This is a genomic window from Streptomyces sp. NPDC085524, from assembly GCF_044541755.1.
Classification (GTDB): Bacteria; Actinomycetota; Actinomycetes; order Streptomycetales; family Streptomycetaceae; genus Streptomyces.
In genome coordinates, this window is the sequence record NZ_JBITTH010000040.1 from 35,137 (window position 1) to 53,265 (window position 18,129).

18 protein-coding genes and 2 pseudogenes are annotated in these 18,129 nt (G+C 72.3%); 12 read left to right on the forward strand and 8 right to left on the reverse strand.

Going from position 1 to position 18,129, the window contains the following annotated elements:
- Positions 1-22: 22 nt before the first annotated feature.
- Both ACIGFK_RS39080 and ACIGFK_RS39085 read left to right on the forward strand, forming a co-directional pair.
- Positions 23-424, forward strand: coding sequence for an STAS domain-containing protein (locus ACIGFK_RS39080; protein WP_376657208.1), 402 nt, complete (start codon positions 23-25; stop codon positions 422-424).
- A gap of 37 nt (positions 425-461) precedes the next feature.
- A pseudogene (locus ACIGFK_RS39085) lies at positions 462-940 on the forward strand (HAMP domain-containing protein); the annotation flags it as partial.
- A 55-nt stretch (positions 941-995) separates the two neighbouring features.
- Here ACIGFK_RS39085 and ACIGFK_RS39090 read toward each other — a convergent pair.
- Positions 996-1,130 (reverse strand): annotated as a pseudogene (locus ACIGFK_RS39090) (SpoIIE family protein phosphatase); the annotation flags it as partial.
- Positions 1,131-1,401: 271 nt separating this feature from the next.
- On the opposite strand from ACIGFK_RS39090, the gene ACIGFK_RS39095 reads away from it, so the two are divergent.
- Positions 1,402-1,812: an SsgA family sporulation/cell division regulator gene (locus ACIGFK_RS39095; RefSeq protein ID WP_376657207.1), complete on the forward strand. Its 411-nt coding sequence runs from the start codon at positions 1,402-1,404 to the stop codon at positions 1,810-1,812.
- Between the two features lie 135 nt (positions 1,813-1,947).
- Here the strand turns inward: ACIGFK_RS39095 and ACIGFK_RS39100 are convergent, their stop codons facing one another.
- A complete protein-coding gene (locus ACIGFK_RS39100) occupies positions 1,948-2,700 on the reverse strand; it encodes a hypothetical protein (protein WP_400055622.1) in 753 nt (250 codons plus the stop codon).
- A 304-nt stretch (positions 2,701-3,004) separates the two neighbouring features.
- Between ACIGFK_RS39100 and ACIGFK_RS39105 the strand changes: the two genes are divergently transcribed.
- Positions 3,005-4,027, forward strand: a complete 1,023-nt coding sequence (locus tag ACIGFK_RS39105; RefSeq protein WP_400055623.1) for a beta-propeller fold lactonase family protein — start codon at positions 3,005-3,007, stop codon at positions 4,025-4,027.
- A gap of 452 nt (positions 4,028-4,479) precedes the next feature.
- On the opposite strand, the gene ACIGFK_RS39110 is transcribed toward ACIGFK_RS39105, so the two are convergent.
- The 3 genes from ACIGFK_RS39110 to ACIGFK_RS39120 all read right to left on the reverse strand — a co-directional run bounded on the left by ACIGFK_RS39110 (position 4,480) and on the right by ACIGFK_RS39120 (position 6,289).
- Positions 4,480-5,382 carry a hypothetical protein gene (locus ACIGFK_RS39110; protein WP_400055624.1) on the reverse strand — a complete coding sequence of 301 codons (903 nt, stop codon included), beginning with the start codon at positions 5,380-5,382 and terminating at the stop codon, positions 4,480-4,482.
- Between the two features lie 264 nt (positions 5,383-5,646).
- Positions 5,647-5,832 carry a hypothetical protein gene (locus ACIGFK_RS39115; protein ID WP_400055625.1) on the reverse strand — a complete coding sequence of 62 codons (186 nt, stop codon included), beginning with the start codon at positions 5,830-5,832 and terminating at the stop codon, positions 5,647-5,649.
- Positions 5,825-6,289, reverse strand: a complete 465-nt coding sequence (locus tag ACIGFK_RS39120; protein ID WP_400055627.1) for a DUF6228 family protein — start codon at positions 6,287-6,289, stop codon at positions 5,825-5,827. The genes ACIGFK_RS39115 and ACIGFK_RS39120 overlap by 8 nt, the downstream gene beginning before the upstream one ends.
- A gap of 203 nt (positions 6,290-6,492) precedes the next feature.
- Between ACIGFK_RS39120 and ACIGFK_RS39125 the strand changes: the two genes are divergently transcribed.
- The 4 genes from ACIGFK_RS39125 (at position 6,493) to ACIGFK_RS39140 (ending at position 10,828) form a co-directional block, all read left to right on the forward strand.
- Positions 6,493-7,047 carry a PadR family transcriptional regulator gene (locus tag ACIGFK_RS39125; RefSeq protein ID WP_376657201.1) on the forward strand — a complete coding sequence of 185 codons (555 nt, stop codon included), beginning with the start codon at positions 6,493-6,495 and terminating at the stop codon, positions 7,045-7,047.
- A gap of 66 nt (positions 7,048-7,113) precedes the next feature.
- Positions 7,114-8,838: an acyl-CoA dehydrogenase family protein gene (locus ACIGFK_RS39130; RefSeq protein ID WP_376657200.1), complete on the forward strand. Its 1,725-nt coding sequence runs from the start codon at positions 7,114-7,116 to the stop codon at positions 8,836-8,838.
- A gap of 123 nt (positions 8,839-8,961) precedes the next feature.
- Positions 8,962-10,230 (forward strand): hypothetical protein, encoded by a 1,269-nt coding sequence (locus tag ACIGFK_RS39135; protein WP_400055630.1) that lies wholly within the window; start codon positions 8,962-8,964, stop codon positions 10,228-10,230.
- 163 nt (positions 10,231-10,393) lie between these two features.
- On the forward strand, positions 10,394-10,828 hold the full coding sequence (locus tag ACIGFK_RS39140) for a hypothetical protein (RefSeq protein WP_376657198.1): 435 nt from the start codon (positions 10,394-10,396) through the stop codon (positions 10,826-10,828).
- Between the two features lie 107 nt (positions 10,829-10,935).
- On the opposite strand, the gene ACIGFK_RS39145 is transcribed toward ACIGFK_RS39140, so the two are convergent.
- Positions 10,936-12,348 carry an aminopeptidase P family protein gene (locus ACIGFK_RS39145; protein ID WP_400055631.1) on the reverse strand — a complete coding sequence of 471 codons (1,413 nt, stop codon included), beginning with the start codon at positions 12,346-12,348 and terminating at the stop codon, positions 10,936-10,938.
- Between the two features lie 149 nt (positions 12,349-12,497).
- Between ACIGFK_RS39145 and ACIGFK_RS39150 the strand changes: the two genes are divergently transcribed.
- From ACIGFK_RS39150 to ACIGFK_RS39160, 3 genes are all read left to right on the forward strand, one after another.
- Positions 12,498-13,481, forward strand: coding sequence for a LuxR family transcriptional regulator (locus ACIGFK_RS39150; RefSeq protein WP_400055632.1), 984 nt, complete (start codon positions 12,498-12,500; stop codon positions 13,479-13,481).
- 165 nt (positions 13,482-13,646) lie between these two features.
- Positions 13,647-14,627 carry an MBL fold metallo-hydrolase gene (locus ACIGFK_RS39155; protein WP_400055634.1) on the forward strand — a complete coding sequence of 327 codons (981 nt, stop codon included), beginning with the start codon at positions 13,647-13,649 and terminating at the stop codon, positions 14,625-14,627.
- Complete coding sequence (locus ACIGFK_RS39160) at positions 14,617-15,642, forward strand: RNA ligase family protein (RefSeq protein ID WP_400055635.1); 1,026 nt, start codon at positions 14,617-14,619, stop codon at positions 15,640-15,642. Before ACIGFK_RS39155 ends, ACIGFK_RS39160 begins: the two co-directional genes overlap by 11 nt.
- Before the next feature lies 1 nt (position 15,643).
- On the opposite strand, the gene ACIGFK_RS39165 is transcribed toward ACIGFK_RS39160, so the two are convergent.
- Positions 15,644-17,044, reverse strand: a complete 1,401-nt coding sequence (locus tag ACIGFK_RS39165; RefSeq protein ID WP_400055637.1) for a hypothetical protein — start codon at positions 17,042-17,044, stop codon at positions 15,644-15,646.
- 110 nt (positions 17,045-17,154) lie between these two features.
- Between ACIGFK_RS39165 and ACIGFK_RS39170 the strand changes: the two genes are divergently transcribed.
- The gene (locus ACIGFK_RS39170) at positions 17,155-17,526 is read left to right on the forward strand and encodes a hypothetical protein (RefSeq protein ID WP_386470304.1); all 372 of its coding nucleotides are present in this window, start codon (positions 17,155-17,157) and stop codon (positions 17,524-17,526) included.
- Here ACIGFK_RS39170 and ACIGFK_RS39175 read toward each other — a convergent pair.
- Positions 17,517-18,107 carry a hypothetical protein gene (locus tag ACIGFK_RS39175; RefSeq protein WP_386470307.1) on the reverse strand — a complete coding sequence of 197 codons (591 nt, stop codon included), beginning with the start codon at positions 18,105-18,107 and terminating at the stop codon, positions 17,517-17,519. The two genes, ACIGFK_RS39170 and ACIGFK_RS39175, sit on opposite strands and share 10 nt — an antisense overlap.
- Positions 18,108-18,129 lie beyond the last annotated feature (22 nt).

Here is an 18,129-nt window from a genome sequence, read left to right on the forward strand (position 1 = left end):
ACAACCGCGGCATCGCCCCGCCGTGATCGAGCATGCATACTCCAATCCGGAACGGGTGGAGGTGCGATCAGGGGAGGCGGACATGGCCGGAGCGGACGTGCAGGGCGAAGGCGTGGTCGAGGGCGGTCATCCGGCCGGATCCGGCTGGGTCGTCACGGCACGCGGAGAGTGGGACCAGGACACCCTGCCCTCGCTGGAGAGGGCCCTGACGGCGGCCGCGGACCGGTATGCGGTGGTGGTCCTGGACGCGAGTTCCGTCACTTTCGGCGACTCTTCCTTCCTCAATCTGCTGCTGCGACTGCACCGTTCGACCGTGTTGCGGATCGTCGCTCCGGGTGACCAACTGCGCCGCCTGTTCGCCCTGACCGGTGCCGATACGGTCCTGTCCCTGCACCCGAGCGTTCAGGACGCCCTCGCCCCGTGACGGCCGCGGTGTCCGCTGAGCGGGCGTCAGCCTTCACCAGGTGGGCACCGACGGCACGCTGGGCGGCCAGGCCGAGGTTCCCGGCGTCGGCGGAGCCTGGCTGGACCGTACGGATTCGGTCGATTTCATGGCCGGAACCTCACCGATCAGGTCCGCAACATCGCCCAGGTGGCCACGGCCGTCGCGCGGGGGGACCTCTCACAGAAGATCACCGTGGACGTCCGGGGCGAGATCCTGGAGCTGAAGACCACCATCAACACGATGGTCGACCAGCTCTCCGCGTTCGCCGCCGAGGTCACCCGCGTGGCCCGCGAGGTCGGCAGCGAGGGCCGGCTCGGCGGCCAGGCCGAAGTGGAAGGGGTCTCCGGCGCATGGAAGAGGCTGACCGAGAACGTCAACGAGCTCGCCGGCAACCTCACCCGCCAGGTCCGGGCCATCGCCGCCGTCACCAGTGCCGTTGCCGAAGGTGACCTCACCCGGTCCATCACCGGGCACGCGCCGGGCAAGGTCGGCGAACCTCGGCGAGTCCCTCATCGGCCAGGTGGCCCTGCCGGCCAGCCAGAACCGCCTGCGCCTCGCCCTTGCGGACGAGTACGGGCGGCAGGTGCCCCGCGCGGGCCCGGCGCACGACGCGGGTCCGGGGATCGTAGAGCCCGCAGACGGCGGTCGCGGTGACCTGCTTCGTCGGGTGGTGGGTGACCGTGTTTCCTCGGCGCGCTGCCCGACGTGACGTACACCGAGCAGGAGGTCCGTCTCGAACGGCAGGACACCCTGGCCCACCTGCTGGACACGGCGGCCACGGGCGGGGGCGATCTGGACGACCGGCTCGACGCCCTGCTCACCCGGAGCAGGTGTCCCCGATCGCAGCCCCCAAGCCCCGCTTGTGCCAACGCATTTCGGCTTTCCCGATCAGGGGTGTGCCATGGGTGAAGCGGGGCATACGAGGGCGGCCGTGATGCCCTTCGAGGAGGCTGTCGATGTCCTTCGTGTCCGCTCTGATCCCCGTGCGCCTTGATGTGGCGACGGGCCGTTTGCGTCTTTCAGGCCGCTTCTCGTACGACGACGGCGACCCGTACGAGGTTCAGGCCGAGTTCTTCGACGGCCTCACCCTCCTGGCGTGTTGGCACTTCGACCGGCAGATGCTGGCCGAGGGACTCCACCGTCCCGTGGGTGAAGGTGACGTCGCGTTCCGCCCGCACCAGGAAGCCGGTGTCGGCGAACTCCGGGTCGACCTGCGCGGTCGGAACGGCGAGCGGCAAGGGAAGGCCGTCATCTTCGTGCAGGCGTCCAGGATCGCGGCCTTCCTCGAGCAGACGTACGCGGTCATCGGCGCGGGGGAGGAGTTCCTCGACGTCGACAAGCACCTCGACAAGCTCCGGGCCGGATGAAGAGCCGTGCGGCGACCGGGCTCGGCGAGTCGCCTTCTCCCTGGGACTCGCGCCGCACGGAGGTGGCTGTGGGCGCCGGAAACAGTGCGCGGCAGCACGCTTCCCTCACACCCGCCGGGCGCGGAAGCGCGCCCGTCAGGCGCAGGTGACGGTCACCTGGCCGCTGCCGCCGTTGCCGGTGAAGCCGATCGTGAACCTGCCGTTCGCAGGCTGCTGCTCGGTCCGGCCGCCCAGCGTGAGCACCTGGGAGTCGTCGGCGGCGAGGGAGCCACTGCTCTGGCTGACGGTGACCCCTGGGGGCAGCTTGCCGACGGACCAGTCCAGATGGCCGCTCCCGCTGTTGCGGACCACCAGGCTGTTCGGCCACTCCCCGTTCACGCAGTACTCCTGGACGCCGTTCGGGCGCAACGCCAGTACGGGCACGGCGGCCGGAGCGGGCGTGCTGGACGGCTTCGGCTGCGCGGGCGGGGCCGACCGGCCGGGCGAGGCGGTGTGGGCGGGCGGGGCGGAGGCGGCGGGCGTCGGTGATCGCGCACCCGCGGCCGGGACGCTACTGCTGGGAACGGGGGTCGGGGCGGTGTTGTCGATGGAGAGCGAGGGGGCGGGCGCGGCGGACGGATCGACGCCACTGGGCGTCCCCACGGCCTGCGGCACGATGGTGGCCGGGTCGTGGCCCAGCTGCCGCCCCACGACCGCGGAGGCCGTGCGTCCGCCCTGGACGATGATGCCGTCCTGGCCCGGGGTCGGGTCGGTGGAACCGCCCTCGCCGCTCGGGGTGGTCCCGTGGGGTGTGCTCGTCCCGGGTGAATCGTCGTCCTCCGCGCGGGCGGCCGCCCCCGCGTTCTCGTCCGGACGAGGTACGTCCGGCCCGCGTCTGCCGTCGCTCATGGCGCCAGATCCTCCTGCATCAGCGTGCTGGGGTGTCCCGCTTCCACTGAGCCTGCTTTCGGCCACGGGGGCCAGCCCAGGGGCGTGACGACAACGTCCCGATCTCGTACCGGAGTTGTTCGGCACCGGCGCACGGCCGGAGGGCCCGGGCCCCGCCCGGAGCGAACCGGGCCCGTCAGGCGGCCGGGCGCCCGGTGGCCACCGATGCCGGGGTCGCGGCTCGCCCCCCGCACAGATGCGCCGTGCGGTCAGCAGCCGCGCGAGCCTCACGTCCCTTCCCGCTCCGGAGTCCTAGCGTGGTCCCATGACGAGCAATCAGGACATGGGGCGGCGAGCAGCCCTGGTGCTCTGCGCGACAGCAGTACTCATGGGACCGGGAAACCTGGCCGGCGCATCTGCCGGGACGGCAGCAGCCGGATCGTCCCCACACTCCGAAGCCTTCGTCTACGTCGCCAACCTCCACTCCGACACGGTGTCGGTCGTCGCTGCCGACACCGGCACGGTCGTGGACAGCGTCCCCGTCGGCGACGGACCGGACAGCGTGGCCGTCAGCCCGGACGGGTCCCGCGTGTACGTCACCAATTCCGCGGCGGACACCGTATCCGTCATCGACGCCCGCACCAGGAAGGTCATCGACACCGTCGCGGTCGGGGACGAACCGAGCAGAGTGACGGTCTCCCCGGACAACCGGAACGTCTACGTCGCCAACGTCGCATCGGACGACGTGTCCGTGATCAGCACCCGCACCCGTGCCGTGACGGACACCATCCAGGTGGGCGATGCCCCGCTGGGTCTGGCGGTGACACCCGACGGATGCACCCTGTACGTCGCCAATGCCGCCTCCGGCACCGTCTCAGTGGTCCGGACCGCCGCGGGCACGGTCACCGGCACCATCCCCGTCGGCGGCGGACCGACCGCCCTGGTGCTCACCCCCGACAGCCGTCACCTGTACGTGGCCAACATGACTTCTGGCGACGTGTCGGTGGTCGACGTCCCCGACGGCACGGAATCGGACCGCATCCCGGTCGGAGCCCAGCCCGCGGGAATCGGGGTGCGACCGGACGGCCGCCAGGTGTACGTCGCCAACATCGGGTCCGACACCGTGTCCGCGATCAGCACGCGCCGCGGTGCCGTCACGGAGACCATCACGGTGGGAGACAGCCCGAACGGCCTCGCCGTCAGCCCGGACGGCTCCCGGGTCTACGTCAGCAACTTCGAGGCGGACAGCCTGTCGGTCATCGACACCTCGACCGGCCGCGCCACGGACACAGTGGCCGTGGGCGACGGGCCGACGGGCGTCGCCGCGGCACAGGGAAAGAGCTCCTGACCCAGGGCCGAAGGGGCGCGGCTGCGCTGCGCCCCCGTCACGGACGCCAGTTCCCCCTTGGGCGGCTGTGTCCGCGCGACCCGGCCGGTGAGCACGGAGCGGGTGTCAATGCGGGAGGCCGCAAGGACCGTGCGGATTTCTGCATGACGCACTGTCACGAACAGCCGACCGCGCCGCCGATACGCTCCTGAAGGCGGAAGGCTGGACAGCGAGCTCGGCACACAGCTCTCCGTCGTCACCCGACCGAGACCGAAGTGCCCGGGCTCGCACGGCGATGAGGCCCTGCCCTCAGGCCCGCCGCGGCGTACGCGCGGGGCCGGATCGCCCGCGGGCCGGGAGACGCAGAGATCCCGTCCGACCGAAGCGATCGGACGGGATCTCACGAACCGTCCAGGAGCCGGCTCACGGGCAGATCTCGTCACGGCGCACGGGTTCCGTGCTGCCCGGTCCTGCTACCGCTTCACCCGGGTCAGGTGGACTGCCTTGATGTCACTCGCGGTGACGGTGACCCGGTAGTCGCTGTCGACCGCGCTCGCAGTGGCCTTGACCTCGACGTCACCGGCCTGGAAGGGGGTGGTGCCCGTGGGGTCCGCCTCGGCGCTCCATGCAGCGGGTGTGCCGGGCACGCACGCGACCGTGGTGCTGTACGAGCCGCGGATCAGGATGTTCCGCTTGACCTGGGTCACCAGGCCCGTCACGTCGACGCGGGCAGGCTTGTTGCACGTGACCTTGCCGTGGACGGTTGCCTTGCCGTTGAGCGCGCTGGCCTTCCCCTCGACGGACACCCCTACGCCCAGCGACAGTTCGGCAGGGGCGGCCGCGTTCTTGATGTGCACCTGGCCGCGCAGGGCGGGCGTTCCGCCCTCGCAGTGCTGTTCGTAGACGGCGTCGAGCGCTTCGACGTAGCCATTGGGTCCCCAGCTGATGTTCGAGATGGTGAACGCCCCGGTCAGCGTGTTGCAGCCACGGCCGTTGCCGCTGTGGCTGAGGCCCGGGGAGCCGTCGTTGAACGGGTAGCGGGTGGCTCCCTCGTACGTGCCGGTGTGGAGCCGCTGCCCGTCCGGCGCCGCCAGTGAGATCGACCACCAGTCGCCGTTGGCGCCGTTGATGTTGACGTCGATCATGCTGTTCGCGGCGGATCCGCTCACCTGGATTCCGTCCGTGGCGGCGGAGTAGGCGTAGGTCTTGCCGCCGCTGATGTAGTCCCCTGCATCGCCGCTGAAGCTGACGGTCCCCTCCGTCACCGCCTGTGCGTGCGCGCCGGTCGCCGCCAGAAGGCCTCCCGTGGTCAGAGCCAGTACGAGCCCCAACCCGGCGGCCGTGCGGGCCAGGGTCCGCCTCATTGCGTGCTGCATCAAAATGCAATCCCCCCGCATTTCATTCGTGGAGCCCTGTACGGCGGGCTGCCGAAAGGGCCACCGGAGTCTCGCAAGGCGAGGGGTGGGCGACAACTCCATTTTTCGATCGGGCAGTTGCGGATTCGGCCAGGCTCAGGTGGTTTCCAGGCTCAACCGGATTTCGGTTCCGGTGTTGTCGTGTCTGCTGCCATTGGTCAGTTCCAGCAAACGAATCCACACGTCGGTGCCCTCGCGGTGGAGAATCCAGCGGAACGCGGTGGGTTACGCCTCGAATTGCAGGCGCGTCTCCGCTGCACCGGTGACGAGGCGGGTCACCGCCGTCAGCAGGTCCTCGGGGGCTGGGGAGATGTACGAGGCCGTGACCTCGATTTCCCCCTGATGATCGGCGATGGTGCAGTCGGCCCATCCCGGTCCCCCCAGAGTCCAGACGAGCTGCATGTCACTCACGCCGACCCGCCCCCTGGCCGAGGAAGTGCCGGACATCCGCTGCGAGCGTGGACATCTGCTCACCGGCTTCGAGCCAGGTGGTGACGGATGCCTCCCAGCTGCCGACGGACGTGCGCCACGGACGGAGCGTCCAGGTCAGCCCGACGTGGCCGCCCGAGCGGAAGACCGCTCTGACGGTGAGATCGCGGTCGTTGGTCTGCCAGACGCGCTCTCCGTCCCAGCCTCGGAAGCTTTCGGACAGCTCCTCCAGGAAAGGAGCCAGGTCGGTGCCCCGGTTCCAGGCTGCCACGCCGTCCAGGCGGGCGCTCAGGCCTGCTGCGCGCCCCTCGATGGCGTAATGCACGCAGTCCGGGTCCTCGTCGAACAGGTCGCAGAACCTGACGGAGACGGCCCTGTCGTCCTGGCAGTGCACGGTCAGTTCGGCCGGTTCGTCGGGGGCGGCGTCCTGGGGGCTCATCCCGGGAACAGTAGGTCAGCGACGGGCCTGTCGCCACCGTGATTGCAGGTCAGCCGGGCGGTCGAGCCCCTGCTCGCCGGCGACCGGTGCTGACAGCGGTCGTGCCCTTGAACCTGCCGCCTCCCCCTCGTCCCGGGTGAGCCGCGTCTCACACGAGCGGTGGCACTTGTCTATGCAACGAGTTGCATAGAAGGATCGGGGGCATGGCACTAGAGCACGCGATCCTCGTCTCCCTGCTGGAGAAGCCGGGCTCGGGTTATGAGCTGGCCCGCCGGTTCGAGAGGTCCATCGGCTACTTCTGGACCGCGACCCACCAGCAGATCTACCGCGTGCTCAAGCGCATGGAGGGCGACGGCTGGCTCGACGTCCTCGAGGTGCCGCAGCAGGCCAGGCCGGACAAGAAGGTGTACTCCGTCGCCGCGGCCGGCCGGGCCGCCCTCTCCGCCTGGCTCCACGAACCGATCCAGCCCGACAGCGTCCGGCACGAGCTCGCCGTGAAGATCCGCGGTGCGGCCTTCGACGACCCGGCCGCGCTGATCCGCGAGGTCGAGCGGCACCTCCAGGCGCACCGCGACAGGCTCACGCACTACCTCGCGGGCGAGCTGCGTGACTTCACGGGCCCGGAAGCGCCCGCGACGTCCGATGCCGGGCAGGAGCTCCAGCACGTGGTGCTGCGCGGCGGCATCGCCTACGAGCGGATGCAGCTCGCCTGGCTGGAGGACGTACTCGCCACGCTCCACCGGCTCGCGGCCTCCTGACCGCCCCCGCCCCTCTTCCTTCGTTCCTTCCCCACCCCTCATCCCTTGGCTGAAAGGCGAACCTCCATGAGCGATCCGCTGCTGTTCAACCCGCGCACCTACGACCCCGCGCACTTCGACCCCGAGACGCGCAGGCTGCTGCGCGCGACCGTCGACTGGTTCGAGGCCCGGGGCAAGCGAAAGCTGATCGAGGACTACCGCACCCGTGCCTGGCTGGGGGACTTCATCGCCTTCTCCGCCAAGGAGGGGCTCTTCGCGACCTTCCTGACCCCGGCGCCCGCCGCCGGCGAGGGCGAGCCGGACAAGCGCTGGGACACCGCGCGGATCGCCGCCCTCAACGAGATCTTCGGCTTCTACGGCCTGGACTACTGGTACGCGTGGCAGGTCACCATCCTCGGACTCGGCCCGGTCTGGCAGAGCGACAACGCCGCCGCCCGCAGCCGTGCCGCGGAACTCCTCGCCGAGGGCGAGGTGTTCGCCTTCGGTCTCTCCGAGAAGACCCACGGCGCCGACATCTACTCCACCGACATGCTGCTGGAGCCGGACGGTTCCGGGGGCTTCCGTGCCACCGGTTCCAAGTACTACATCGGCAACGGCAACGCCGCCGGACTGGTCTCGGTCTTCGGCCGCCGTACCGACGTCGAAGGCCCCGATGGCTACGTCTTCTTCGCAGCCGACAGCCGTCACGACGCGTACCACCTCGTGAAGAACGTCGTCGACTCCTCCAAGTACGTCAGCGAGTTCCGCCTGGAGGACTACCCGGTACGCGCCGAGGACGTCCTGCACACCGGCCGCGCCGCCTTCGACGCCGCCCTCAACACGGTCAACGTGGGCAAGTTCAACCTCTGCACCGCGTCGATCGGCATCTGCGAGCACGCGATGTACGAGGCCGTCACCCATGCGCAGGGCCGCATCCTCTACGGCCGCCCCGTCACCGCCTTCCCGCACGTGCGCCGGGAGCTGACCGATGCCTACGTCCGGCTCGTCGGGATGAAGCTGTTCAGCGACCGCGCCGTCGACTACTTCCGCTCCGCCGGTCCCGAGGACCGCCGCTACCTCCTCTTCAACCCGATGACGAAGATGAAGGTGACCACGGAGGGCGAGAAGGTCATCGACCTGATGTGGGACGTCATCGCCGCCAAGGGCTTCGAGAAGGACACCTACTTCGCCAACGCCGCCGTCGAGATCCGCGGCCTGCCGAAGCTGGAGGGCACGGTCCACGTCAACCTCGCGCTGATCCTCAAGTTCATGCGCAACCACCTGCTGGCCCCGGCCGAGTACGCTCCCGTGCCGACCCGCCTCGACGCGGCCGACGACGCCTTCCTCTTCGCCCAGGGCCCGGCCCGCGGCCTGGGCTCCGTACGCTTCCACGACTGGCGTCCCGCCTACGACGCGTACGCGGCCGTGCCCAACGTCGCCCGTTTCCGCGAACAGGCCGACGCGCTGTGCGAGTTCGTCGAGACCGCCGCGCCCGACGAGGAGCAGAGCCGCGACCTCGACCTCCTCCTGGCGGTGGGCCAGCTGTTCGCCCTGGTCGTCCACGGCCAGCTGATCCTGGAGCAGGCCCGCCTCACCGGCCTGGACGAGGACGTGCTCGACGAGCTGTTCGGCGTGCTGGTGCGCGACTTCTCCGCGCACGCGGTCGAGCTCCACGGCAAGGAATCCGCCACGGCTGCCCAGCAGGCCTGGGCCCTGGCCGCGGTGCGCCGTCCGGTCACCGGCGCCGAGCGCACGGCCCGCGTCTGGGCCCGCGTGGAGTCCCTGGCCGGGGCGTACGAGATGGCCCCCTGACCCAGGTCGGTCCGCGCTCCGGGCGGACGGCTCCCACCACGGTGAGCCGTCCGCCCGCACCGGGGCCGGGGCGCCGCGAAATCCAGTTGATCCCGTCCCGCCCCACGTCCAGGATCATCGGCGATGAGCAATACATTCGACGACGTCCGGCGCCACCTGGCCTCCGGCGACATACCCAGCGCCGTCCGAGCCCTGCGCCCCCTGGCCGACACGGCCGCACCCGGCGAACTCGCCGCCGAAGTCGGCCCGCTCGCCGAGGCCGTCGGGTTCGACGACCTCGCCGAGGCCGCCAAGAAGGCGGCCCGCAAGCCCGGCGACCCCCAGGGTCTCTTCGACTTCGGATACCTGTGCATCGAGCACGGCATCGCCTTCGCCGCCGTACCGGCCCTGCGCGAGGTACTGCGGTTGGCCCCGGGCTCTGCCCGGCGGGTCCTGTCCGAGCTGGTCGCGGCCCTGGAGGCCGAGGACCGGCACGCCGAGGCGACGCAGGAACTCCTGCGCCACGAAGCCCTCCTGGAACCGTGGCCCGGCCAGTACCTGGTCGCCTACAACGCCCTGCTCGCCGGAGACGTCGCCACCGCCCGGGCCAAAGCTGCGGGCCTGCCCGCACCCGATGACGACACCTGGAGCTGGGCGTACGGCAGGCTGAGCCGGATGCTCGAACGGGCCCGGGCCGCCGCGCAGGTGGCTCCGCTGGACGCCGCGGACCTGCGGGGGTGGCAGTTCGCGCTGACCGGGACACTGCTCGGCACGCTCTCCCCGCACGGCTTCGAAGTCATGACGGGCCGATACGCCTACCTGAGCGACAGCTACCAGGCCTGCCGACGCGGCCTGGACCGCCTGTCGGCAGCCCTGGAGGCGGCCGGGCACCGGCCGGACGCGGTGAGCGCACTCCCGGGTCGTTCCGACGGCATCCTCGCCCTGGCGGCGGCCGAGATCCTGGGTCTGGAGAAGGTCCCGTACGACCCGGATCGCCCGGGCACCCTCCTCGTGGCCTACGACCTCAGCGCGCACGACGAGGACGTACAGGCCGGACTCCGCGACCGCGCCCCCGGCCAGGTCCTGTACGAGCACGCGAGCCGGTGGACCGAACCCGGCACGGTTCCGGCCGATTTCAGCTGTCTGCAACGGCAGCTCGGCTCCGAGCCCTGGGGCGAGCAACTGCGCGTGGACGGCCGTGGCGAGGCTGACGCCCGGCCGGCGGAGGCGATCGCGCGTGACATCGTCACGGCCGACGGGGCCGAGACCGATCCCGGAGACGGTTCGGCCCCCGCAGGCGCTGACACCGATGCGGCCTTCCGCGCCTTCGCCGCCGCCGTCGCCCCGCTCTGGCTCACGGGCCCGCGCTCCGCCCTCCGTTCGACGGGACCGGTCCGGAGCAACCGCTTCTGACCCCCGAACCGGGCCGCAAGGGCGCGTGGCCAGGGCGTTCGCGCAGGCTGCAGCCCCGTTCGGGTGAACTCAGGCCTCAGGGCGCATGCGCTGGGTATGGCTGCGGTTGAGGTTCCGTGCATCATGCACCGGAGCCGATCGTCCCGGCCGCCCTGGAGGGCCCGTGTCCACAGTACGCATCCCCAAGCTGCTCACCGCGACCGCCGTTGCCGTGCTCCTCTCCGTCACGGGAACAGCCTTCGCCGCCCCCGCCGGCAGCACCACGGCAGCCCCGGCGGCGGAGCGGTCGGCCCGCGTGCCCGGCTTCAACGCGAGCGGGGTGTACGACATCTACCAGAGCAACGCGACCGTCCGCGTGGACTTCTCGCAGGACGCCGACGGGCGCCTCTTCGGGTCGGTGCGGTCCGGCAACACCGTGGGCAACGTCCGGGAGGGCGCGGTCGACGGCCAGCAGATCTACTTCGTGATCGCCTGGTCGCACGGTCCCGTGGGCCGCTACACCGGGACGCGGGGCCCGGACGGCCGGCTCTCGGGTACCACCTACGACCTCACCAACCCCTCGAGCCAGGCGACCTGGCGTACCGAGCGGCGTTTCTGATCCGGACCCGGAAGCACGGCGATGGAGCTCCGCGGCACCGGAAGCCGCGGTGTTCCATCGCCGTCCCGCTCCTGGACGGGTCCGGCTGCCCAGGCCGTCGGTGCCCGTCAGCCCGCGACGCGGGCCATCCACGCCTCGACCTCGTCCGACGAACGCGGCAGGCCCGCCGACAGGTTCTCGTGGCCGTCGGCCGTCACCAGCAGGTCGTCCTCGATCCGGACGCCGATGCCGCGCCACTCCTCCGGCACCGTGAGGTCGTCCGGCTGGAAGTACAGGCCCGGCTCCACCGTGAGCACCATGCCCGGCTCCAGCACGCCGTCGACGTACTCGTCGTTGCGGGCCTCGGCGCAGTCGTGGACGTCCAGGCCGAGCATGTGGCCGGTGCCCGCCATGGTGAAGCGACGCTGCAGGCCGAGTTCGTACGCACGGTCCGCCGGGCCCTCGATGAAGCCCCACTCGACCAGCTTCTCCGCCAGGTACTGCTGCGCCGCCCTGTGGAACTCGCGGTAGGCGGCCCCCGGCTTCACGGCGGCCATGCCCGCCTCCTGGGCCCCGTACACCGCGTCGTACACCTTGCGCTGCACGGGCGTGAACGTGCCGCTGATCGGCAGGGTGCGGGTGACGTCGGCGGTGTAGAGGGTGTGCGTCTCCACGCCGGCGTCGAGCAGGAGCAGATCGCCGGGGCGTACCGGCCCGTCGTTGTCCGTCCAGTGCATGATCGTGGCGTGGTCGCCCGCGGCGCAGATCGAGCCGTAGCCGACGGAGTTGCCCTCCAGCCGTGCGCGGCGGAAGAAGGTGCCCTCGATCCACCGCTCGGAGGACGCGACCGCCCGGGAGAGCTCGGCCACGCAGTCGGTGAAGCCGCGCACGGTGGAGTCCACCGCCTTGCGCATCTCGCCGACCTCCCACGCGTCCTTGACGAGGCGCAGGTCGCTCAGGGCCTCCTCCAGCTCGGCGTCGCGCTCCGCGTCCGTGGTGACGGCGGCCTCCAGCGCCGGGTCGATGCCACGGACGATCCGGGTGGGTGCATCGGGGGCGGCCGTCAGTTCGCTCACCGCGGTACGGACGTCGCGGCAGGCCAGCCCGAGCCGGCGCTCGGACTCGGCGAGGGAGGCACGGCGGCCCATCCACAGCTCGGCGGTGTAGCCGAGCCAGAACTCGTCCGTGTCCCGGCCGTCGCGCGGCAACTGGTAGCAGTACGCGTCGTGGCCGCCGTCCGGGCGGGGCTCGAGGACGAGCGCGCCGTCGCGGGCCTGGTCCCCGGTCATGTGGACGTAGCCGGAGTACGGGCGGAACGGGTAGGGATCGTCGTTCGACCGGGTCTTGAGGTTGCCGGAGGGGATCACCAGCCGCTCGCCGGGGAAGCGCGCGGAGAGTGCGGCGCGCCGGCCGGCCGCGTAAGGAGCCTGATCGTCGAGCGGGACGTCGTGCCGTTCGGTGTCCGCCCAGCCCGTCTTCATCAGAGCGGACAGTTCCTCGGAGATCCCCGAGTAGAGGCCGTTCTTCCGACCCTTCGCCACGTCGTGCACCTTCTTCCGGATGGGTTCGACTGCCGCGCGAGGCCTCGGCGACTCCCGGACGGTACTGCGGGACGGCAGGCGGGGGAGGGCCGGTGGTGTCAGTGGCACCGATCAGCCACTGCACCTCGCGGGCGTCGATAATGCGGTGCATGGCGAACACGAAACTGGGCGAGGCACTGCGGCTGCTGGGGATCGACCCGGTGGCGGGCCGCGTGTACCTGGCGCTCCTGGAACTGGCCCCCGCTCCGCTCGGCGCGATCGGGGAGGCGGCCGGAGTGGACGGCGCCGGGCTCGCCGCGGCCTACGGCGAGCTGGTCGACGCCGGACTGGCCAGCGCCGCCGAGGAGGGCGCGGACGTGGTGGCGCCGGTGCCGCCCGCCGCCGGCCTGGAGATCCTCGCCCGGCACCGGGCGGCGGAGCTGGAGGAGTCGCGCATCACCGTGGGCGGCGCGTTCGAGTCGTTCCGCCGCCAGCGGCTCGCCGCGTACAACGACAACCTCGTCGAGGTGGTGACGGGCGACGCCATCGGCCCGAGGATGCGCCACGCGTGGGCCAGTGCCCGTGAGCAGATCCGCCAGCTGGACTCGCCGCCGTACTTCCCGCTGGCCGGTGCCACGGACGACGCACTGGCGACACTCGCCCGCGGCATCACGCAGCGGGTGGTCTACTCGAGGGCGTCGCTGGAGGTGCCCGGGCAGCTGGAGACGGCCATCGAACCGTGCATCGAGGCCGGCGAGCAGGCCAGGGTGGCGCCGTCGGTACCGGTCAAGCTGGTGATCATCGACGAGGCGTACGCGCTGGTGTCCCTGTCGATCAGGGAGGCGGACGTGCACAACACGATGCTGGTGGTACAGCCGTGCGGTCTGCTCTCCGCACTGCTCGCCCTGTTCGAGCAGACCTGGCAGGCGGCCCTGCCGCTGCACGGCCGCACCACCCGCCCGGCCGGCCTGCCCCCGGCCGACCGCCGGCTGCTCCGGCTCCTCGCCGGAGGCGCGAGCGACGAGGTCATCGCCCGTGAGCTGGGCGTCAGCCGCCGCACGTTCTTCCGCCGGCTCCAGATCCTGATGGCGCGCCTGGGCGCCGAGAACCGCTTCCAGATGGGCCTCCAGGCGCAGCGCCACGGCTGGCTGTGAGCGGGGGAGCGCCGGGACCGGCGCAATCGCCCTCGAGCGGCACCCGCCCCGCAGAGGTGCGGGCCGCGCCGCGCACGCGGAAAACCACGGGCCGGCCCGCCGCACGGGCCGCTACGATCGGGCCCTCACCTTGATCACCGCGGTCCGACGGAGGCACCGGCACCGATGGCACAGGCCCCCGAGCGGACCCCCGCCCACCCCGAACGGCTCGAGCGCGGACACCCGTTCCGTCAGTGGAAGACCTGGCGCATACCCGGCACCGAGCTGACCCTCACCGGGTACTCGCGCGCCAACGACAAAACGTTCTTCCACATCCCCGAGCTGCGCTGCGCGCTCGACGCAGGCCTCGCCGAAGGCCGTCAGCCGGAGACCGTCTTCCTCACCCACACCCACCACGACCATTCCAAGGACCTCGACTACCTCGCCGCCCGGCCCGGCGGGGTCGACATCCACCTGCCCGCCCCCGCCGTCCCGTACGTGGAGCGGTTCCTGCGGGCCTCCGCCGAACTCAACCACGGCACGGCCTACGACTCCGCCCTCGCCGCGAACTGCCGGCTGCACGGCGTGCGCGGCGGCGACGAGTTCACCTTCGGCCGCCGCGGGCACCACGTACGGGTGGTGGAGTGCGCGCACAAGGTGCCCTGCGTGGGTTACGCGTTCTCCGAGCGCCGCAGGGAACTGCTCCCCGCGTACCAGGAGTTGCGGAACACCCTCGCCGCACAGGGCCGGGGCGGAGCCGAGTTCGGGCGCATCCTCGCGCAGCGCCGCAAGGAAGGCGCCGAGGTGGAACACGAGGTCCCCAAGCCGCTGTTCGCGTTCCTCGGCGACACCCACGTGAGCGTCTTCGAGGACAACCCGTGGCTCTTCGACCACCCGGTGATCATCACCGAGTGCACCTACCTCGACGACGCCGAGCTGGACCGCGCCGACCGGGTCGGGCACACCGTGTGGAGCCGGCTGCGGCCGGTCGTCGAGGCCCACCCGGACACCCTCTTCGTCCTCACCCACTTCAGCCTGCGCCACTCGGACCAGGACGTCCTCGACTTCTTCGCAGATGCGCGCCCCGACAACGTGCTCCTGTGGGCGCACCCCGACAGCCGACTGCCCGAACAGCACCAGCACGGCGGTGGCCGGAATGGCGGCTGACAGCGGCTGGTCGCCGTACCCCAAGATCCCCTCCCGGGTCCGGCTGGGCGAGAACCGGGGGGCCCGGGAGTGGGTCGCATCGGAGAAGGTCCACGGTGCGAACTTCGCCGTCGTGTGCGACGCGGCCGGAGCGCGCCCGGCCAAGCGCCGTGAACTGCTGGGGGAGAGCGGGCTCGACGACTTCTTCGGCGTAGGACGGATCTGGCCCGCCCTGGCCGTCGCCGCGGAGCGCTGCGCCGCCGCCCTGCGCCGCGCCTACGGCACCGCCCCCTCGGCTCCGGTCACGGTCTACGGCGAACTGGCCGGCGGGCGCTACCCGCACCCGGACGTGCCGCCCTCGCCGGGTACGGAGCCGGTGCAGACCGGTGTCTGGTACGCGCCCGGGCTGCTCTGGCTGCCGTTCGACGCCACGGTCGAGACGGCCGGGAAGGGCACCCGCTGGGTCGGCGACCGGGCACTGCGGGAGGCGGCAGGCGCCGCGGGCCTGCACTGCGCCCCGCTGATCGCACGCGGGACGCTCGCCCAGGTGCAGGAGCGGACGCCGGTGTTCCCGACCCGCGTACCGGCCCTGCTGGGCCTGCCCGAACTGCCCGGCAACCTCGCGGAGGGGCTCGTCGTCAAGCCCGCCGAGGAGTGGGGGAGCGCTGACGGCACGCGCCCGGCCGGGCGCCCGGTGGCCAAGTTCAAGCACCCCGCCTTCGCCGAGGACGACCGCTTCGACGGCTCGCGACCGTACCGCGCGCCCGCCGAAGGCGCGGCGGGGGTGCCCGGCTGGCTCCTCGGCCAGGTCGCCGCGCTGCTCACCGCGAACCGGGCGGCGGCAGCCGTCAGCAAGCTGGGGCCGCGCACCCCGGTCGAGGAGGTCGCCGCCGAGATCGTCCGGGACGCCGTCGAGGAGGCCGCCGAGGCCCTCGGAGGCCTGGACGACGGCCTCGCCCCGGCGCTGGAGCGGGCACTGCACGCCGGCGCGCTCGCCCTCGCCCGCTTCGACGCGGCCGACCGCCGGGCCCCGTGATTCAGGTCCCGGCCAGCGCGTCGTGCAGCCGCCGAGCCTCCCTGAGCAGCCGGGACGACCCCGGCCTCTGCGCCAGGACGGTCACCTCGGGCAGTGCACCACGCGCACCCGACAGCCGTGCGGCGTCGGCCGCGACGGCCAGCAGCGCCCCGTGCGCCTGCGGCTTGGTGCAGGCCAGGAGGCTCGGGAGGGCGGAGGATATGACCGCCCAGACGGGGGCGGCGCCCTGCGGGGCGGCGGCCGCCACCCCCAGCGACTCCGTCACCAGGGCCGCCTTCAGCGTGCCCAGCCCCACGAGTTCGGCGAGTTCCCGGCCCAGCAGGTCCCCGTCCAGCCTGCCCCGCGCGGCCAGCAGGAGCAGCGCCCGTACGGCGGCCTCCCGGTCCTCCGGGGGAGCCGAGGCGAGCCCGTAGGCGACGGCGAGGTGCACGGCCGGTCCGGCGGGGCCGTCGGCGGCGGCGAGCGCCTCCAGGAAGGCGGGCGCACCGCGGCCGCCGTCCTGGTCGGCCGCCGACGCGACGCCCGTCAGCAGCCGGGCCGCGGCGATCTCCGGGTGCCAGGGCAGGGTCGCGACCGTATGGGCGTCCCGGAAGTCCGCGAGGGACATGTGCGGGCACCCGATGGCCGGCTCGAACTTCCGGAACAGCGACCAGAACGGCCGGGGGAACGCCCCGCGGCCGTCGATCGCCTCATGCCCCACCAGGATCCGGCGCCCGACGCGCGCACCCCGCCGCCTGCTGGGACGTTCGGGCGCACCGGACTCCTGCTCCCGCCACGCCGCCGGCTGCGGCAGCCCGCCCTGCCGCAGCCAGTCGGCCACCCGGGGCCCCTCCGCGAGATCCAGCTGCTCGGCGGCGCGCACGGCTTCCCCGTCGACAGGGCCGCCGCACCGGAGCAGCGCCAGCCCCAGGTCCGCGGGGCCGGGCCGGACACCGAGGCGCGCGTACTCCGCGAGCCGCCCGACCAGTTGGCTCGGCTCCAGCGCACCGGTCGGCCCGCTCGGCACGGACAGCGGGAACGGGACGGGGCCGCCGACCCGCAGCCGCGCCCGGAGCTCGCCCACGCGTGCCCCCTCGATGTAGTCCAGCGCCACGTGCTGGCACAGCTCGAGCCAGCCCGACCCGGCGTCCTCCCAGGACTCCCCGGCCCGTACGGGTTCCACCGCGGCGCCGACGATGCCGGCGAGGCACGCCACCTGCCGGTCCGGCCGTACCGCGAACTCGCGGGAGACGGACCCCAGCGCGGCGGTCAGAGCCTCCCGGTCCCGGTAGGCGTGCACCACCACGGCGCCGAGCAGCCGCTCGTACGCCACCACTCCCGGGCTGCGGCGGCCGGCCAGCACGGCCGCGACCTCGTCGGCGAGCGCACCGGCTGACGGTACGGCGTATTCCCCCTCGATCATGGACCGCAGGTTAGACGGTTCCACCGACAACGAGGGCGACGGCTGGTTTGATGGGCCCCGGTCGACTCTGTTGTTCGTCGGTGAATGCGTCAGAGGAAGGGGGCTCGGCGATGGCTCGGGTGGGGGCATGGGCGTTCGGGCTCGTCAACTGCATCCTGTACCAGGCGATGTACCGGGAGAGCGGCGCGGCGCTCGACGAGGAGCTGGTGCGGCGGTACGCGACGGCCATGCAGGTCGAACCGCTCTCCGACCGGCCGATGGCCGAACAGGTGGCGGGGCTGCGGGCGGTGCTGGCCACGGACACGCCACTGGCGAGCACTTTCGACCCGTACCCGGGCCAAGAGCCCTTCGGCGAAGCCGAGTTCCGGACCTTCCTGGCCCGGCTCGCCGACGCACTCGAATCCCAGGGGCCGTGGCCGCTCGCGGCGAAGCGCCGCGGCGGCCGGCTGCGGGAGCTGTTCGGCCGGGGCCGTCAGCGGTAGCGGGCCGATTCCGCGGCGAAGGCGGCGGCGTGGCCCGCGGCCGAGGCGAGCAGGGCGACCCACGAGCCGTCCGTGAACTCGATGTCCATCCGCCGCTTCTGGAGTGCGCCCGTGGGGTTGGCGCGCACGGCGGCCACGGCCTGCCGGGGCGCCTGCCACGCCTGCCGCATCACGGGGGTGGACTGCCACAGCGGCGATACGTCGGCCAGGGCGAGCCAGCTCCGGTCGGTGACGGCGAGCAGGCCGCCCGTGGCCGATCCGCGGGCGTTGGCGTGGCTGATGACGAAGTGTCCGGCGAAGCTCTGCCAGCCGCCCTCCATGTTCTTGCCGTGCATCAGGCGCGTGCCGATGTCGTCCACCGCGTCCGGCAGCCGGTCGACGGCGTTCGCGGCCGCCGCCGGACGCGACCGGCGGGGGTCGAGCACCCGGGACTGGGCCAGCCGGCGCAGCGGCCGGGGCAGCTTCTCCTCGATGCGCCGCTGGAGTTCGGAGGGCTGGGGCGGGGCCAGCAGCGCTTCGGGAACCGTCGGCACCCCCGGACCCAGTTCGTAGGAACACACTGCGATGAGTTGCTCCCCCATGTGCATGAACGGTCGTACGTGT

What these genes read in the sequence shown, in the direction of transcription:
- ACIGFK_RS39125 (WP_376657201.1), top strand. Translation starts at nt 6,493, where the DNA reads ATGGCACTAGAGCACGCGATCCTCGTCTCCCTGCTGGAGAAGCCGGGC.
- ACIGFK_RS39165 (WP_400055637.1), bottom strand. Translation starts at nt 17,044, where the DNA reads ATGATCGAGGGGGAATACGCCGTACCGTCAGCCGGTGCGCTCGCCGAC.
- ACIGFK_RS39110 (WP_400055624.1), bottom strand. Translation starts at nt 5,382, where the DNA reads ATGCAGCACGCAATGAGGCGGACCCTGGCCCGCACGGCCGCCGGGTTG.
- ACIGFK_RS39150 (WP_400055632.1), top strand. Translation starts at nt 12,498, where the DNA reads ATGGCGAACACGAAACTGGGCGAGGCACTGCGGCTGCTGGGGATCGAC.
- ACIGFK_RS39175 (WP_386470307.1), bottom strand. Translation starts at nt 18,107, where the DNA reads ATGGGGGAGCAACTCATCGCAGTGTGTTCCTACGAACTGGGTCCGGGG.
- ACIGFK_RS39135 (WP_400055630.1), top strand. Translation starts at nt 8,962, where the DNA reads ATGAGCAATACATTCGACGACGTCCGGCGCCACCTGGCCTCCGGCGAC.
- ACIGFK_RS39160 (WP_400055635.1), top strand. Translation starts at nt 14,617, where the DNA reads ATGGCGGCTGACAGCGGCTGGTCGCCGTACCCCAAGATCCCCTCCCGG.
- ACIGFK_RS39100 (WP_400055622.1), bottom strand. Translation starts at nt 2,700, where the DNA reads ATGAGCGACGGCAGACGCGGGCCGGACGTACCTCGTCCGGACGAGAAC.
- ACIGFK_RS39130 (WP_376657200.1), top strand. Translation starts at nt 7,114, where the DNA reads ATGAGCGATCCGCTGCTGTTCAACCCGCGCACCTACGACCCCGCGCAC.
- ACIGFK_RS39170 (WP_386470304.1), top strand. Translation starts at nt 17,155, where the DNA reads ATGGCTCGGGTGGGGGCATGGGCGTTCGGGCTCGTCAACTGCATCCTG.
- ACIGFK_RS39095 (WP_376657207.1), top strand. Translation starts at nt 1,402, where the DNA reads ATGTCCTTCGTGTCCGCTCTGATCCCCGTGCGCCTTGATGTGGCGACG.
- ACIGFK_RS39105 (WP_400055623.1), top strand. Translation starts at nt 3,005, where the DNA reads ATGACGAGCAATCAGGACATGGGGCGGCGAGCAGCCCTGGTGCTCTGC.
- ACIGFK_RS39120 (WP_400055627.1), bottom strand. Translation starts at nt 6,289, where the DNA reads ATGAGCCCCCAGGACGCCGCCCCCGACGAACCGGCCGAACTGACCGTG.
- ACIGFK_RS39155 (WP_400055634.1), top strand. Translation starts at nt 13,647, where the DNA reads ATGGCACAGGCCCCCGAGCGGACCCCCGCCCACCCCGAACGGCTCGAG.